The 14,763-nt window shown below is 60.8% G+C and carries 17 protein-coding genes; 12 read left to right on the forward strand and 5 right to left on the reverse strand.

The window, feature by feature from the left end:
* Window positions 1-37 precede the first annotated feature (37 nt).
* The gene (locus Q1A52_RS16990) at window positions 38-184 is read left to right on the forward strand and encodes a hypothetical protein (protein ID WP_300018014.1); all 147 of its coding nucleotides are present in this window, start codon (window positions 38-40) and stop codon (window positions 182-184) included.
* Here Q1A52_RS16990 and Q1A52_RS16995 read toward each other — a convergent pair.
* Window positions 164-712 (reverse strand): hypothetical protein, encoded by a 549-nt coding sequence (locus Q1A52_RS16995; RefSeq protein WP_300018017.1) that lies wholly within the window; start codon window positions 710-712, stop codon window positions 164-166. The two genes, Q1A52_RS16990 and Q1A52_RS16995, sit on opposite strands and share 21 nt — an antisense overlap.
* 308 nt (window positions 713-1,020) lie before the next feature.
* Between Q1A52_RS16995 and Q1A52_RS17000 the strand changes: the two genes are divergently transcribed.
* Entirely contained in the window at window positions 1,021-1,200 is a 180-nt protein-coding gene (locus Q1A52_RS17000) for a hypothetical protein (RefSeq protein ID WP_300018020.1), read from the forward strand.
* A gap of 50 nt (window positions 1,201-1,250) precedes the next feature.
* On the opposite strand, the gene Q1A52_RS17005 is transcribed toward Q1A52_RS17000, so the two are convergent.
* Window positions 1,251-1,829 carry an NAD(P)H-dependent oxidoreductase gene (locus tag Q1A52_RS17005; protein WP_300018023.1) on the reverse strand — a complete coding sequence of 193 codons (579 nt, stop codon included), beginning with the start codon at window positions 1,827-1,829 and terminating at the stop codon, window positions 1,251-1,253.
* Between the two features lie 133 nt (window positions 1,830-1,962).
* On the opposite strand from Q1A52_RS17005, the gene Q1A52_RS17010 reads away from it, so the two are divergent.
* Both Q1A52_RS17010 and Q1A52_RS17015 read left to right on the forward strand, forming a co-directional pair.
* On the forward strand, window positions 1,963-2,841 hold the full coding sequence (locus Q1A52_RS17010) for a LysR family transcriptional regulator (protein ID WP_300018026.1): 879 nt from the start codon (window positions 1,963-1,965) through the stop codon (window positions 2,839-2,841).
* Window positions 2,838-3,755 carry a DMT family transporter gene (locus tag Q1A52_RS17015; RefSeq protein WP_300018029.1) on the forward strand — a complete coding sequence of 306 codons (918 nt, stop codon included), beginning with the start codon at window positions 2,838-2,840 and terminating at the stop codon, window positions 3,753-3,755. The genes Q1A52_RS17010 and Q1A52_RS17015 overlap by 4 nt, the downstream gene beginning before the upstream one ends.
* A 126-nt stretch (window positions 3,756-3,881) precedes the next feature.
* Here the strand turns inward: Q1A52_RS17015 and Q1A52_RS17020 are convergent, their stop codons facing one another.
* The gene (locus Q1A52_RS17020; protein WP_300018032.1) at window positions 3,882-4,214 is read right to left on the reverse strand and encodes a helix-turn-helix transcriptional regulator; all 333 of its coding nucleotides are present in this window, start codon (window positions 4,212-4,214) and stop codon (window positions 3,882-3,884) included.
* Window positions 4,215-4,581: 367 nt separating this feature from the next.
* On the opposite strand from Q1A52_RS17020, the gene Q1A52_RS17025 reads away from it, so the two are divergent.
* From Q1A52_RS17025 to Q1A52_RS17050, 6 genes are all read left to right on the forward strand, one after another.
* The gene (locus Q1A52_RS17025; RefSeq protein WP_300018035.1) at window positions 4,582-5,472 is read left to right on the forward strand and encodes a LysR family transcriptional regulator; all 891 of its coding nucleotides are present in this window, start codon (window positions 4,582-4,584) and stop codon (window positions 5,470-5,472) included.
* A 206-nt stretch (window positions 5,473-5,678) separates the two neighbouring features.
* A complete protein-coding gene (locus tag Q1A52_RS17030) occupies window positions 5,679-6,008 on the forward strand; it encodes an AtpZ/AtpI family protein (RefSeq protein WP_299779204.1) in 330 nt (109 codons plus the stop codon).
* 1 nt (window position 6,009) lies between these two features.
* Entirely contained in the window at window positions 6,010-6,753 is a 744-nt protein-coding gene (locus Q1A52_RS17035) for a F0F1 ATP synthase subunit A (RefSeq protein WP_300018038.1), read from the forward strand.
* Between the two features lie 58 nt (window positions 6,754-6,811).
* Window positions 6,812-7,036: a F0F1 ATP synthase subunit C gene (locus Q1A52_RS17040; protein WP_011567586.1), complete on the forward strand. Its 225-nt coding sequence runs from the start codon at window positions 6,812-6,814 to the stop codon at window positions 7,034-7,036.
* Window positions 7,037-7,122: 86 nt separating this feature from the next.
* Complete coding sequence (locus Q1A52_RS17045) at window positions 7,123-7,650, forward strand: F0F1 ATP synthase subunit B' (RefSeq protein ID WP_300018041.1); 528 nt, start codon at window positions 7,123-7,125, stop codon at window positions 7,648-7,650.
* Between the two features lie 5 nt (window positions 7,651-7,655).
* Window positions 7,656-8,219, forward strand: a complete 564-nt coding sequence (locus Q1A52_RS17050; RefSeq protein ID WP_300018044.1) for a F0F1 ATP synthase subunit B — start codon at window positions 7,656-7,658, stop codon at window positions 8,217-8,219.
* 285 nt (window positions 8,220-8,504) lie between these two features.
* On the opposite strand, the gene Q1A52_RS17055 is transcribed toward Q1A52_RS17050, so the two are convergent.
* The gene (locus Q1A52_RS17055; protein ID WP_300018047.1) at window positions 8,505-9,275 is read right to left on the reverse strand and encodes a FadR/GntR family transcriptional regulator; all 771 of its coding nucleotides are present in this window, start codon (window positions 9,273-9,275) and stop codon (window positions 8,505-8,507) included.
* A gap of 284 nt (window positions 9,276-9,559) precedes the next feature.
* Here Q1A52_RS17055 and smc point away from each other — a divergent pair, with 284 nt between their 5' ends.
* Together smc and Q1A52_RS17065 are read left to right on the forward strand one after the other, a co-directional pair.
* The gene (gene smc, locus Q1A52_RS17060; protein WP_300018050.1) at window positions 9,560-13,015 is read left to right on the forward strand and encodes a chromosome segregation protein SMC; all 3,456 of its coding nucleotides are present in this window, start codon (window positions 9,560-9,562) and stop codon (window positions 13,013-13,015) included.
* A gap of 84 nt (window positions 13,016-13,099) precedes the next feature.
* Window positions 13,100-13,468 (forward strand): hypothetical protein, encoded by a 369-nt coding sequence (locus Q1A52_RS17065; RefSeq protein ID WP_300018053.1) that lies wholly within the window; start codon window positions 13,100-13,102, stop codon window positions 13,466-13,468.
* Between the two features lie 114 nt (window positions 13,469-13,582).
* Here the strand turns inward: Q1A52_RS17065 and Q1A52_RS17070 are convergent, their stop codons facing one another.
* Window positions 13,583-14,749 carry a lytic murein transglycosylase gene (locus Q1A52_RS17070; protein WP_300018056.1) on the reverse strand — a complete coding sequence of 389 codons (1,167 nt, stop codon included), beginning with the start codon at window positions 14,747-14,749 and terminating at the stop codon, window positions 13,583-13,585.
* Window positions 14,750-14,763 lie beyond the last annotated feature (14 nt).

Here is a 14,763-nt window from a genome sequence, read left to right on the forward strand (position 1 = left end):
ATCGGTTGCGGGATGCTCCTGATGTAGGAGGTCCGCCGTGAATGCACAAACGTCCCGGTCGGACCGAAACGAAAAGCGCCCCCGTGGGCGCAACGCGCTGACGGAGGGCGATCCCGAACGGCTCGGGACCGGAAGGCTGGTGCTTCCGGATGTTGAGGAGCGTTTAGGCGGCGGTGCGGCCTGAGTCAAGCCACGCATTGATGCGCCGGACCACCTTTTCGGCCTGCGGGCCACTGCGATAGCTGGTGGTCAGTCCGTGGCGGTTTTCAAGCCGGTCCGCCCCGAGCACGAGCGCGACCCGGTGACAGTCGGCTGTGTCGTGGTCGCCCTTGCGGGTCTGCAGCATCGCGCGCGTCACATCCGCTAGCGGGTGGGTCTCAAACCGGTCGCCATCGAGGCGCCGTTTGCGCAGGGTGAGGCTCTGGGCGGTGCGGTCAAAGGTGACCTGCACCCGCTCCACGGCGAACCAGAAGGAGGGAACCATCAGGAGGGCTGTCACGGTGAGCACGAAGAGCGCCTTGCCCGGATCGCCCTCGGCAAAGGCGGCCATGCTGGCGTAGAGCAGCAGCAGGCTCATGGCGACGAGGGCTGCCGCCAGGAGGATGGGCCGGTGTTCGATCACCAGCCGGTCCGGGGTGTCCGTCAGGATTTTCATGGGCGCAGAAGAGCGCAAGACCGTGGTGCTTTCGGGGCGATTTCGGTGCAAATGCACGGCATATGATCCTGCGGGGCGCAATAGTGTCGACGTGCGCGCGGGCGGAGGCCGCGTGTCATGAGTATTTGGAGAAGGGTGAAGACAGGCGCGTGCGGATGGGGCGTGAGCCTGTCGAAGGTGCGGTTTGATCGGGGCTGACTGGGGCGGCTTTGGTCGTGCGCATACTCTCGGGGGTCACGCGGAGCTGGAGCCGGCGCCCCTTGGCTGCAAGCCGGGTGGCTGGGTGTTGATCTGGCTCAAGGCGGGACCTCGCCACCTGCATCAGACTGAGCCGCATCCTCCGCAAAGGGAAAAGGAATAGGGATATGACATTTGCAAGACTGGTACTGACCGCAATTTCCGTGGTCGCGGTGTCAGCTTTTACGGCTCTGGCTGATGCGCCAAGCCCGGACAGCACCGAGCTGTCGCATGGCGGCGGGTGTCGCAAGAGTTCACCACCGGGGCAATGCTGCCATGGTGGGTCTCAGCCTTATCATTGTCATTGAGGGCGGCCGGTTCGGGGGCGTCATAGCGCGCCCCCGATCGGCGTGATGAATCACGCGGCGAGGGCCGCGATCTGGGCGGTGGCGTCGGCCATGGCCTTGTCGGCATCAGCCATGAGGCGGTCGGCGGCGACGATTTCAACATCGGTGATGCCGATGAAGCCCATGATATGGCGCAGGTAGCCCGAGGCGAAGTCGATCTCGGAGCCCACTTCGGTGCCGCCGGTGGCCAGGGCAATCACCGCGCGCTTGCCCTCCAAGAGGCCAACAGGGCCATTTTCGGTGTATTTGAAGGTCAGGCCCGCGCGGGCGATCTGGTCGATCCAGGCCTTGAGCGCAGCAGGCACCCCGAAGTTGTAGACCGGCACGCCGATCACCAGCACATCTGCCGCCGTGACTTCCTGCACCAGCGTGTCGGAGAGTGCGAGCGTGTCTTTTTGCGCCGGGTTGCGTTGATCGGCGGGGGTGAAATTGGCACTGACCCAGGCCTCGGTGATCTGGGGCACTGCCTCGCTCAGATCGCGGCGGATCACGGTGCCGCCGAGTTTGTCGACGATGGAGGCGGTCAGCTGTCGGGTGGTCGATCCGGCAAAGCGGGCGGAGGCATCAATGTGCAGAATGGTCTGTGTCATTTGGGATGTCCTTCATGGATAGATCAGATTTCTTTCTTCGTGCATCAAATATGGATATTGCAATTTCGAACGCAATTGGTGATATTTCACATGAAGTGTGCGACATTGCACATCAATGGGGCAGTGGTGCGATATGGATAACTGGGACGAGATCAAGACTGCCTATCAGGTAGCACGCATGGGAACCGTCAGTGGTGCGGCTGATGTGCTGGGCGTGCATCATGCGACGGTGATCCGCCATATCGATGCGATTGAGGGGCGTCTTGGCGTCAAACTGTTTCAGCGCCATGCGCGTGGTTACACGGCCACCGAGGCCGGGCAGGATCTGTTGCGGGTTGCCCAGGCGACGGATGATCAGTTCAGTCAATTGGCCGGTCGCATCAAAGGGCTTGGCAACGAGGTTTCAGGCGATCTGGTGATCACATCGTTGATCAGCTTGGCACCGAGAATGGTGCCCTTGCTGTCACAGTTCCAGACGCTCTACCCGGATGTGGTTCTGCGTTATCTGACGGGGGAACGCCTCTTTCGGCTTGAATATGGCGAGGCGCATGTGGCCATTCGCGCGGGTACCGTGCCAGAGCAGCCGGACAATGTCGTACAGGCATTTCACCATCAGCATATGGGGCTTTACGCCACGCGGGAGTATCTCAGGACGCATGGCACGCCGAAGTCTATCGAAGACGTCAAGGGTCACCGCTTTGTCGGCCATGACAGTGATGACAGTCGCGCCCCGTTTAACCGCTGGCTACGCGCGCACATTCCCGCTTGCGTGCTGACGTTCCGGTCAACTGATACACGTGCGCTCGAGATCGCCGTGAAATCGGGCGCTGGCATTGGGTTTATCCCGGTGCTGGAGGCGCGCGAAAATCCTGATCTTGTCGAGGTCTTCCCACGTCAGGAGGATTGGTCCGCACCCCTGTGGCTGGTCACCCATGTGGATCTTCATCGCACCACGAAGGTGCAGGCCTTTTTGAGCTATCTCAAAGAACAGGCGAAAGGCTGGGATGTATGACGCCGGGCGCGCAGGGTCATCTGGCCATGCTGGCTTTCTCTGCATTGGTTGCCGGTTCGTTTTCCCTCGGCGCACAGGCCGCGAACGAGATTGACCCGGCTGTATTGAATGCGGCACGCTTCGCCCTGGCAGCACTGGTGATCGGGGTGGCAGCAGCGGTGACAACAGGGCTGCCGCGCACCGCCTTCCAGGCACCTTGGCGGTACGCGCTGCTGGGGGGAACCTTTGCCATCTATTTCGTCTTGATGTTCGAAGGGTTAAAGACCGCTGCCCCGGTCAGTGCGGCGGCGGTCTTTACCCTGACCCCGGTGATGGCGGCAGGTTTCGGTTGGGTGCTGTTGCGCCAGATCACGACGCCGCGTATGGCGCTGGCACTCAGCATCGGTGCAGCAGGAGCGCTCTGGGTGATCTTCCGGGCCGATCTAGAAGCATTGCGCGCGTTTGAGATTGGGCGCGGCGAAGCGATCTATTTCTTTGGTTGCGTGGCCCACGCGATCTACACGCCCATGGTGCGCAAGCTGAACCGGGGGGAGCCAGCGGTGGTTTTCACCTTTGGCATGTTGGTCGCAGGCGCTCTGCTGTTGACGCTTTATTCATGGTCGGACATTGCCGCGACGGAGTGGACGGGCCTGCCAAGCATCGTATGGATCACACTCATCTACATCGCCGTATTTGCGTCTGCGGCCACCTTCGTGTTGCTGCAATTCGCGACACTGCGTCTGCCGAGCGCCAAGGTCATGGCCTATACCTACCTGACGCCGAGCTGGGTGATTCTGTGGGAAATCGCCTTTGGCAACAGCGTTCCGCATCCCTTGGTGCTGGGGGGTGTTGCTTTGACCATTGTCGCGCTTGCACTGCTTTTGCGCGATGACGGCGCCAGATCCATGGAACAAGAACTGCGACAGGCGCGTTGATCTCCCGACAAAGCTCAATGAGAGGAACAGGAAATGCGTAGTATTATTTATCTTGTCGGACTTGTGGTTGTGGTTATGGCGGTGATCAATCTCGCAACCTGAGTGTTCCGACAGAAGCTTAAGCGCTCACGCGCTTTCTTCGGGTAGTTCGGTCGCGAGGAACCTCTCAAATGCGTCTAGGTTCACCGGTTCGAACTGCCCGAAACCCTGCATCCAGACCGAAGCTGCCCGCAAAGCATCCGGTTCCAGTTTGCACCACTTCACGCGGCCTCGCTTTTCCTGGGAAATCAACCCTGCAGCGGTAAGCACACCAAGGTGTTTGGAGATGGCTGCCAGTGACATCTCGAATGGCTCCGCCACATCCGTGACGGCCATATCGTCCTCCAATAGCATCGTCAGAATGGCCCGGCGCGTCGGATCCGCCAGTGCTGCGAAGGCCTGATCAAGGTCACGTGTCATCCCTCTTCATAACGCCCGCAGATCGGCAGGAAAAGCCCGTCAGCCGCGCGGGTGATGCTCGGTCTGCGAGGGCCACCTTATCCTGTGGCGCTCCAGGTCGGCCTCAGATAACCCGATATCACGGGCCAAGTGATCGCTGATCTGGCCGATATGCGAGCCCTTCCGGCGCGGTCGAAACCATTTCAAACAGCGCCTGATTGTGATTTTTTCTAACATTCCGACAAAGCTCAACCTTGCGCGCGGACGCGTTACATCTGTCATGGGGCATACTCTTGATAGGGATTTCCAGTAAGATGCATCAGACGGCGCTTGATTTCAAAATCAATTGCTTGACGTAACTTGTGCAAAAAATGCACATATTCTTATGATGAGACAACTTCCCCCACTGAACGCGCTGCGGGCTTTTGAGGCAGCAGGTCGGCACGAGAGTTTTTCGCGGGCCGCGGAGGAGCTTGGAGTGAGTCACTCCGCAATCAGCCGACATGTGCGCGGACTGGAAGATCGTCTGAACACAAGGCTCTTTCGGGATCTGTCCCGCGGCGTCGAACTGACGGCAGACGGGGCCGCTTACCTTGGACGGATCACACCCGCTCTGGACGCGATTGCCGAGGCGACTGAGCGGGTGATCGAGCGTCCCGCTGGCGTGATTATGGTCAACAGCGAGCCGCTTTTTGCCAGCAAATGGCTGATCCCGCGGCTATCGAGCTTCCATGAAACATATCCGGATATCGAAATTCGGCTGGAAGGATCGCGGTGGTTGGCTGATGTGAACCGCTACGAGGCGGATGTAGCCATTCGATTCCTCAAAACCCCTGGGTCCAACCCAGATGGCATTTTGCTGAGTGATGCGCCGCTCTATCCCTATGCGGTGCCGGGTCTCGTCGACTTGCCCCTGTCTGAACCGCGTGACTTGGTGCAACACACCTTGTTTCGGGACCGGTCAAGTGGCACATGGGGCGTCTGGTTTGCTTTGGCAGGCGAGCGGGACCCGGACATCGTCCCGGCACCAGGCTGGCGCATGCGGTCGCATCTGGCTTACGAGGCGACCCTGGCCGGGCAGGGCGTTTATCTGACGTCCGATGAAGTAACATCGCTTGACGTTGCGGCGGGTCGGTTACAGCGCCTCTCCGACATCGGATTTCGCGAGGGCGGTTACTACATGCTGCTCGGTGAAGGTGCGCTGCGCCGCAAACCTGTCCGGCTCTTTCGTGACTGGCTGCTGACCGCCAGCGCACCACATCGTGGACAGCCGATCTGAAAAAGATCAACCAAATGGTTGAATGAGAGAAACGGCGCAAAACCGCATGCCGCGCATGTAGCACACATTAAGATCGCCTTTCATTTCTCCAAAAATATGCGTAAAAACAAGTGCTTAAAACGGCAATCTGACCAGGCGCGGGCCGCTTGACTCGCCTCGTTCCGCACAATAGCAACGGCGCAACCATCCAGTGGGGTGTTTTGCACGTGACGGACCCGGACGAACAGCAGCGACTGGCGCAGCTCGAAGCGCGGATCGAGGCGGCAAAACAGGGGCAGGCGCCCAAACCTCGTCAGGATGAGCACTATTCCCAGGCGCAACTGGCCTGGCGCATGGTGATCGAACTGGTGGCCGGTCTCGGGATCGGTTTCGGCATCGGATACGGGCTCGACAGCCTGCTCGGGACGCTCCCGATCTTTCTGGTGCTCTTTACATTGCTGGGCCTCGCGGCGGGCATCAAGACGATGCTGCGGTCGGCGCAAGAGGTGCAGGAGAAGAAGTTGGCCGAAGAGGCCGAAAAGGACGAGGGAGCCTGAGATGGCGGAAGCAGAAGGCGGCGGTTTGGTTTTCAAACCCATGGAGCAGTTCGAGATCAAATCGCTCTTTGGCGGTGAGGTCATGTGGTACACGCCAACGAACACGGCCTTCTGGATGGGCCTGTCGATTGTCGCCATTATCGTCCTGCTGGTTCTGGGCAGCCGCCATCGCGCCATCGTTCCGAGCCGGTCGCAATCGGTTGCTGAGCTTGCCTACGGCTTCATCTACAAGATGGTCGAAGACATCTGCGGGAAGGAAGGTCTGCGGTATTTCCCGTATATCATGACGCTGTTCATGTTCATCGTTTGCGCGAATTTCCTCGGGCTGATCCCGACGTCGTTCACGCCGACCTCGCATTTCGCGGTCACGGTCGTGCTGGCGCTTGCGGTCTTCATCACCGTCACTATCCTGGGCTTCGTCAAGAATGGCGCGGCTTTCCTGAGCCTCTTCTGGGTGTCGTCCGCGCCGCTGGCGCTTCGCCCCGTTCTGGCGATTATCGAGCTCATTTCCTATTTCGTGCGCCCCGTGAGCCACTCCATTCGTCTTGCAGGCAACGTCATGGCGGGCCACGCGGTGATCAAGGTGTTCGCAGGCTTCGCCGCCATCGCGGCGGTCAGCCCCGTGGCTGTACTCGGCATCACCGCGATGTACGGGCTGGAGGTGCTGGTGTCCTTTATCCAGGCCTACGTCTTTACCATCCTCACATGCGTGTACCTCAAGGACGCGCTGCATCCGCATCACTAATTCGGGCGACTTTTACACCCGTCCAAATACTCAACTTCCAATCGTAAGGAGAATTCACATGGAAGGCGAACTCGCACACATCGGCGCAGGTCTGGCAGCAATCGGGTCCGGCGCAGCCGCGATCGGGGTTGGCAACGTGGCCGGCAACTATCTGGCAGGCGCTCTGCGCAACCCATCCGCTGCTGCATCGCAGACAGCAACACTCTTCATCGGTATCGCTTTCGCAGAAGCGCTGGGGATCTTCGCATTCCTCGTCGCCCTGCTGCTGATGTTCGCCGTCTAAGACGTCTACGACGACATTCCTTACGGTCGGGCGGCGGTGATTGGCACCGCTGCCCGATGTAATGGGGCGGTTCGAAGGAGACCAACATGGCAACCGAAACACACAGCGCGGACGCGGCTTCCTCCGGGGGCATGCCACAGCTCGATTTTTCGACCTGGGGCAACCAGATTTTCTGGTTGGTGCTCACGCTCATCGTTATTTACTTCGTTCTGTCGCGGGTGGCGCTGCCACGGATCGCGGCTATCCTGGCGGAACGTCAGGGGACGATCACCAGCGATCTGGCTGCAGCTGAAGACCTGAAGGCAAAAGCGAAGGAGGCGGAAGCCGCCTACGACAAAGCACTGGTTGACGCCCGTGCCGAAGCGCACCGCATCGTTGCCGAGGCCAAGGCCGAAATCCAGGATGACCTGGATGCAGCAATCGCCAAGGCGGACGCCGAGATCGCGGCAAAATCCGCGGAATCCGAAAAGGCGATTGCCGACATCCGCGCGGGCGCGATGGAAGCGGTCAAGGATGTTGCCACTGAAACGGCGCAGGAAATCGTCAGTGCCATGGGTGGCAAAGCTGATGGCAAAGCTATCACAGCGGCTGTTGATGCCCGGCTGAAAGGATGAGCGACATGCGGAAGTTGACCGGACTTACACTGTTAGCGCTGCTCACCGCTGGCCCTGCTGCCGCTGCGAGCGGTCCCTTCTTCTCTCTGAAGAACACCGATTTCGTCGTGCTTTTGGGTCTGATCGTCTTCGTGGCAATCCTGATCTACTTCAAAGTGCCCTCGATGATTGGCGGCATGCTGGACAAACGTGCCGATGGCATCCAGTCCGAATTGGACGAGGCCCGCGCGCTGCGGGACGAGGCGCAGTCGCTGCTGGCCAGCTACGAGCGCAAGCAGCGCGAAGTACAGGAACAGGCGGATCGCATCGTTGCAGCTGCCAAGGAAGAGGCCACTGTCGCGGCAGAGCAGGCGCGCGCTGATCTCGCCGTCTCTCTTGAACGGCGGATGGCCGCCGCGCAGGAGCAGATCGAAAATGCGCAAAGCGCTGCCATCAAGGAAGTGCGTGACCAGTCCGTGACGGTCGCAATGGCCGTGGCACGTCAAGTGATCGCCAAACAGATGACTGCAGCGCAGGGCAACAGCCTGATCGAGAGCGCAATTGCCGAGGTAGATGCCAAGCTGCATTGATTGGCACTTCACTAAAAGCGTCGAAAAACCCGGCTTCAAGGCCGGGTTTTTTTGTCCAGCCCGTCATGCAAAACTCAAATGGCCTGCCAAAATCGAGGCAACATTAAACCCGCTATGCTTTTCGTCGAATTCTTGGATCAGTCTTCACTCCAAACCTATCTCCCAAAGACCAACGAGAGTTGGTGACAACGGTGCTGATCAGAGGGGCCTGGAGGGAATGGAGTTGCAGACTTGGCGCACTGGCATGATATGCAATACCGGCGCACGGCATCTGTCCCGCGCAGATCAGTGTTTCTGCACTTCGTGGTCTAGACGCTGCTTAGCGACCTCTTCGTTTCGGCGGGCCCTGATCTGGTCCTGGAGGCAAACCTCGACATAGTCGAGATGCGCCTCGACAGCGCTCCGCGCGCCCTCGGGATCGCGCACCTGCAGTGCTTGGTTGATGGCTCTGTGTTGGTCAAGCAGCATGCCCCGGGTGGCGCGCTGTTTGAACATGATCTGCCGATTATAGAACACGCCCTCGCGCAGCAGTTCGTACATGGATCGCATCATGTGCAGCATGACCACGTTGTGGCTGGCCTCAATGATTGCCATGTGAAACTGCGCATCCAGCCGCGCCTCGTCTTCCGGATTACGTTTGGCGTGGGCGGTTTCCATTTTGTCAAAAACGGCCTGCACCACACGCAGGTCTGTGTCCGAGGCCAGCCGCGCCGCCCGTTCCGCGGCCAGCCCCTCCATGTCCCGGCGAAAAGAGAGATAGTCGAAAACCGCCTCATCGTGACGGGCGAATAGCTGAACCAGCGCAGGCGCGAAAGCAGAGCCCAGAACATCGGCTACGTAGACACCGGCACCGGCTCGGGCCGTCAGCAACCCCTGATCCTGCAAGGTGCCGATGGCGTCTCGCAGACTGGGTCGGGACACGTGCAGCCGCTCGGCCAACTCGCGTTCCGCCGGCAGCCGTTCGCCCGGCCGCAGAATGCCGCGCAGGATCAGCTCTTCGATCTGACGGACCACGGCCGAAGAGAGCTTTTCAGACTGTACCGGTCGAAAGGGCATTGGGGCTCCATTTTGGTCAAATTATATGACCACTTCTGCCTGAGGGTAAACTCTTTTCCTCACTCCACAGCGTCTTTCAGCCGTGGCTACCCAGTATCGTTCGCGAGTTTCGCGATATGGATACGACCAGTCGGGTTGGCGTGGATACAGAACCTTTCATCACGTAACGCAACAATATCTTGTGGATAACTCCGCCTACCACCCACCTTGTAGGGTGTTTTGGTTGACAGGCCCTGCTGTCCCCCACAGTCTAGTGGACCATAGGAATCAATGTCAGGCACGTTTTGCGCTTTTCCAAACTCAGACTGACGGGCTTTAAAAGCTTCGTGGATCCCACCGATCTGATCATCGCGGATGGTTTGACCGGCGTGGTGGGGCCAAACGGCTGCGGCAAGTCCAATTTGTTGGAGGCGCTGCGCTGGGTCATGGGGGAAAATCGCCCGACGGCCATGCGTGGCGGTGGCATGGAGGACGTGATTTTTGCCGGTGCCGCCACGCGGCCCGCGCGCAACTTTGCCGAAGTTGCTCTGCATATCGACAATTCGGATCGCCTGGCACCAGCCGGTTTCAACGATGCGGATCAGCTTGAGATCGTGCGCCGGATCACCCGCGATGTTGGCAGCGCGTACAAGGTCGGGGCCAAGGATGTGCGCGCCCGCGACGTGCAGATGCTTTTTGCCGACGCCTCCACCGGTGCGCATAGCCCCGCACTGGTGCGGCAGGGGCAGATTGCGGAGCTGATCAACGCCAAGCCGAAGAACCGGCGGCGGATACTGGAGGAAGCCGCGGGGATCAGCGGGCTCTATCAACGTCGGCATGAAGCCGAACTGAAGCTCAAGGGCGCAGAGACGAACCTGGCGCGGGTCGATGATGTGATCGAGCAATTGGCCAATCAGCTCGGCCAGCTGGCGCGCCAGGCACGGCAGGCGGCGCGCTATCGCGAGATCGGCAATGAGCTGCGCCGGGCGGAAAGCATGTTGCTCTACCGTCGCTGGCGCGAGGCGGATGAGGCACGGGCCGTGGCTGAAGAGAGCCTGCGCGGGCGCGTTACCGAGGCGGCGCAGGCCGAGGCCGCCGTGCGGCAGGCGGCCAAGGTGCGGGAAGAAGCTGAAAACGCCTTGCCTTCGCTGCGCGAGGAGGAGGCGATTGCGGCTGCCGTCTTGCAACGCCTGACGGTGGAACGTGACACCCTGAACGATCAGGAATCGCGGGCTCTGGCGCTGATCGAAACACTCACCGGTCGGATTGCGCAGCTGGGTCATGACATCGAACGCGAAGGCGGGTTGAACCGGGACGCGGGCGAGACCATCGAACGGCTGGAGTGGGAAGCGGGCGAGCTGGCCAAGGCCGCGGAAGGCCATGAGGAAAAGCTGGCCGAAGCGGCAGAGGCGGCACGCGAGGCGGCGGCAGTGTTGCAGACCCGCGAAGACGACATGTCGCAACAGACCGAAGACATGGCACGTTTGTCTGCACGGCACGGCTCGGCCCAGCGATTGCTGGAAGACAGTCGGAAAACGCAGGACAAATCCGAAGCGGAAGCCGTCAAGGCGCGTGAAGCAGTCGCGGCGAGCCAGGCGGCGCTGGCACAGGCGGGCGTGGATTTTTCCGCCGCTGAAGCGGCCGAAAAAGAGGCGGTTGCAACGGCGGAAAAGGCCGACGCCGCGCTGATCGAGGCCGAAGAGGCGCGGGCGGAAACCCAGGCGCGTGAAGCCGAGGCCCGCGCACAACGCTCGGAAGCCGAAGGCGAGATGAACGCGTTGCGTGCGGAGGCCGGCGCGTTGGCCAAACTGGTGGATAGGGATACTGCCGAGGGCGGTCAGGTGCTTGACCAACTGCACGTGAAATCGGGGTACGAAAAGGCGCTGGGGGCCGCGCTGGCGGATGATCTGCGCGCGCCGGAAGTGGCAGCAGATGGCCCATCGGGCTGGGCGGCACTGCCCGCGTATGACCGTCATCAGGCGCTGCCTGAGGGGGTAAAGCCGTTGTCGCTGTTCGTTGACGTCCCTGAGGTTCTGTCGCGGCGGATCAGTCAGATTGGTCTGGTTGAGGCGGACGAAGGGCCGCGGTTGCAGGCTGCCTTGAGCCCGGGTCAGCGGCTTGTGTCATCCGAGGGAGACTTGTGGCGGTGGGACGGGTTCCGCGCCTGGGCCGAAGACGCGCCCTCGGCTGCGGCTTTGCGCTTGCAACAACTCAACCGGCTGGAAGAGCTCAAGCAAAATCTGGAAGTGGCCACGCAGCGCGCCGAAGGGGCGCAGGCGGCGCATGAAATGCTGGGCGCGCGATTGGCAGAGCTGACCAAGGCGGATGCCTTGGCGCGCGAGGCACGGCGGGCCGCGGACAAGCTGATGGCCGATGCCGGGCGCCGTCTCAGCCGGGCGGAAGCGGACCGCAATCTGGCAGAGGGCAAGCTTGAATCGCTTGGGCTGGCGGTGGCGCGCCACGAGGAAGAAGCGATGGCGGCGCGCACCCGTTTCAAGGAAGCGGAGCGCGCGCTGGAAGAGCTTGGCGATCTCGATGAAGCCCGCGCGTTGGTCGAGACCGTGCGCATGGCGGTGGAAGCGGCGCGGATCACCATGATGTCGCGCCGGTCTGCCCATGACGAGCTGCGCCGCGAGGGGGAGGCGCGCACCAAACGCGCGCAGGAAGTAACCAAGGAGATCAGTGGCTGGCGGCACCGTCTGGAGACGGCGGAGAAACGCAGTGCGGAATTGGTGGCGCGCAAGACAGCTACCGAAGAGGAACTGGCGCTTGCCAGCGTGGCGCCCGAAGAGATTGCCGAGAAACGTGCCGAAATGAGTACGTCGATCACCATTGCCGAGGCGCGCAAGGCGCAAAGCTCGGACGCGCTCTCGGTCGCAGAGGGCACTTTGCGCACGGCCACCCAGTCCGAGCGCGACACGGAACGGGTGGCGTCAGAAGCACGCGAGGCGCGGGCCCGCGCAGAGGCGCGCAGCGATGCAGCACGCGAGACAGTGGCGCTGGCGGCCGAACGTATCGCGGATGAGGCGCAGGTCACGCCCAATCAGCTTTTGGGCCAATTGGAAGTCACACCGGATGCGATGCCCGGCGCGGATACGCTTGAAGCGGACGTCAACCGATTGAAACGGCAGCGCGACGCCTTGGGCGCGGTGAACCTGCGCGCTGAGGAAGACGCCTCCGAGGTGCAAACAGAGTACGACACGCTGACGGGCGAAAAGGCCGATCTGGAAGAGGCGATCAAGACGCTGCGCGGCGGGATTGCGAGCCTGAACCGCGAAGGGCGCGAACGGCTGCTGACGGCCTTTGAACAGGTGAACTCGAATTTCTCGATGCTGTTCACCCATCTCTTTGGCGGCGGCGAAGCCAATCTGGTGATGGTGGAAAGCGATGATCCGCTAGAGGCGGGTTTGGAAATCATGTGCCAGCCACCCGGCAAGAAACTCAGCACTCTGAGCCTGCTCAGCGGGGGGGAACAGACGCTGACGGCAATGGCCCTGATCTTTGCGGTCTTTCTGGCAAATCCGGCGCCGATCTGCGTGCTCGACGAGGTGGATGCACCGTTGGACGATGCGAATGTGACCCGGTTCTGTGACCTGCTGGACGAGATGTGCCGCCAGACCGAAACGCGGTTCCTGATCATCACGCACCATGCGGTGACGATGGCGCGCATGGACCGGCTATTCGGGGTGACCATGGCTGAGCAGGGGGTGAGCCAACTGGTGTCCGTTGATCTCAAGAAGGCGGAAACGCTGGTCGCCTAGCAATCTTTCCTCTGTGGGTGGCGCAGGCACGAGGATCACCCGATCGTGTCTTGGGTCTTTTGCATTCAAAGATAGAGTGACAGGATGAAAAGATTTCTCTTTTTGACCGTATTGCTCATCTGTCCCATGGCCGTCCTTGCGCAGGATTGGCAGTTTCGCGATGGCGACCGGGCGCTCGATCATGCAGAGGTTATGGCGTTGACGGAAGGGCAGACGCTTGTGTTCTTCGATGAAGGCCAATCGAAGTTTTCATCCGGCGGCGCCTATTCCTATACCTACGCCAGTGGCGAATCCGCCTTTGGCCGGTACCGCGTGGAACCTGATGGCACGGTGTGTATCGACTATCGCAATGGTTTCGCGCGGTGTGACCGCTACGTGGAGAGCGGCACCCGTATCGTGATGCTGACCGAGAAGGGCGAACGTTTTCCTCTACGCCCGCGCGCCGCGGAATAGAGACGACCCTGCGGCACAGGGGCACGCAGGGTCAAAGGTAAAAACAAACCTGAATGTATGTTTCGCCTGAGAAATTAGAGATTTGCCGCTAAAAAGAGGTAAACGGCGAGCACGTCAAAGCCGCGCAAGCAGGGTCGGCGTGGGCCAGGCATCAGCCGGCAGGCCTAGCCTTTTCTGCTCCGCTTGAACCGCTGCGCGGGTGCGCGCGCCCAGAATGCCATCGACCTTCCCCACATTGTGGCCCCGCGCCTGCAGCTTGCGCTGTAGCTCCTTGGTTTGCGCGCCGTCTAGCCCCTGCTCTGGCGATCCGGCGTCATAGACCGGCGCGCCCTGCAACCGCGTGCCAAAGTAGGCGGCGGTCAGAACATAGGTAAAGCTTTGATTCCATTCGAAATAAACGCGGAAATTGGGGTATGCGATAAAGGCAGGGCCCTTATGGCCCTGCGGCAGGATCAAAGACGCCTTGAGCCCCCGTTGCAAGCCGCCTTGCCGGGCCCGGACCCCAATTGCTTCCCAATCGGCAGCGGATTTGACCACATTCAGCCCGCTTTGGGACCAGTCGAACTGGGCCGGGACCTGCACTTCCTGCAGCCACGGCTCACCCGCACGCCAGCCGAGGCTTTGCAGCATCTTGCCACCAGACATCAGGGCGTCGGCGGGTGAGGTTTTTAATGAAACCTTACCGTCTCCATCGCCATCGACGCCATTTTCAAGGATATCCCTTGGCAGCATCTGTACCATGCCGATTTCCCCGGCCCAGGCCCCTGTGGTGGTACGGGGATCGAAGGCGCCCTGTTCAAAAAGCTCCAATGCGGCAAAGACCTGCGGTCGGAAGAGTTCGGGCCTGCGACAGTCGTGCGAGAGCGTGACCAGGGCGTTGGCGGTGTTGAAATCCCCCTGAAAGCCACCATAATCCGTCTCAAACGCCCAGAAGGCCAGCAAAACACCGCGGTCTACGCCATATCTTCGTTCGACCTGATCAAAGATCGCATCATACTTCCGGGCATTGCTCTGGCCGCGTTTCAGGCGATCCGCGGAAATCAAGCGCTTGGAGAAATCGAGAAACGGGCGCTGGAAAACGCCCTGGGCGCGGTCTGCCTTGATGACCCTCGAATCCTGCCGCACACCCGAAAAGAACTGCTCAACGGCGGATTTACCGTGCCCCTTCGCAAGCGCCTCGGCCTTGAGGTCGTTAACAAATGCGCCAAACGATCCGCCACAGGCCTGGGCGGCAAAGGGCAGGGCAGACAGACAAAGGGCAAGAAGGGGAAGGCGCATCATAAATCTCCGCGATC

The organism is uncultured Roseobacter sp., from assembly GCF_947488185.1.
GTDB lineage: Bacteria > Pseudomonadota > Alphaproteobacteria > Rhodobacterales > Rhodobacteraceae > Roseobacter.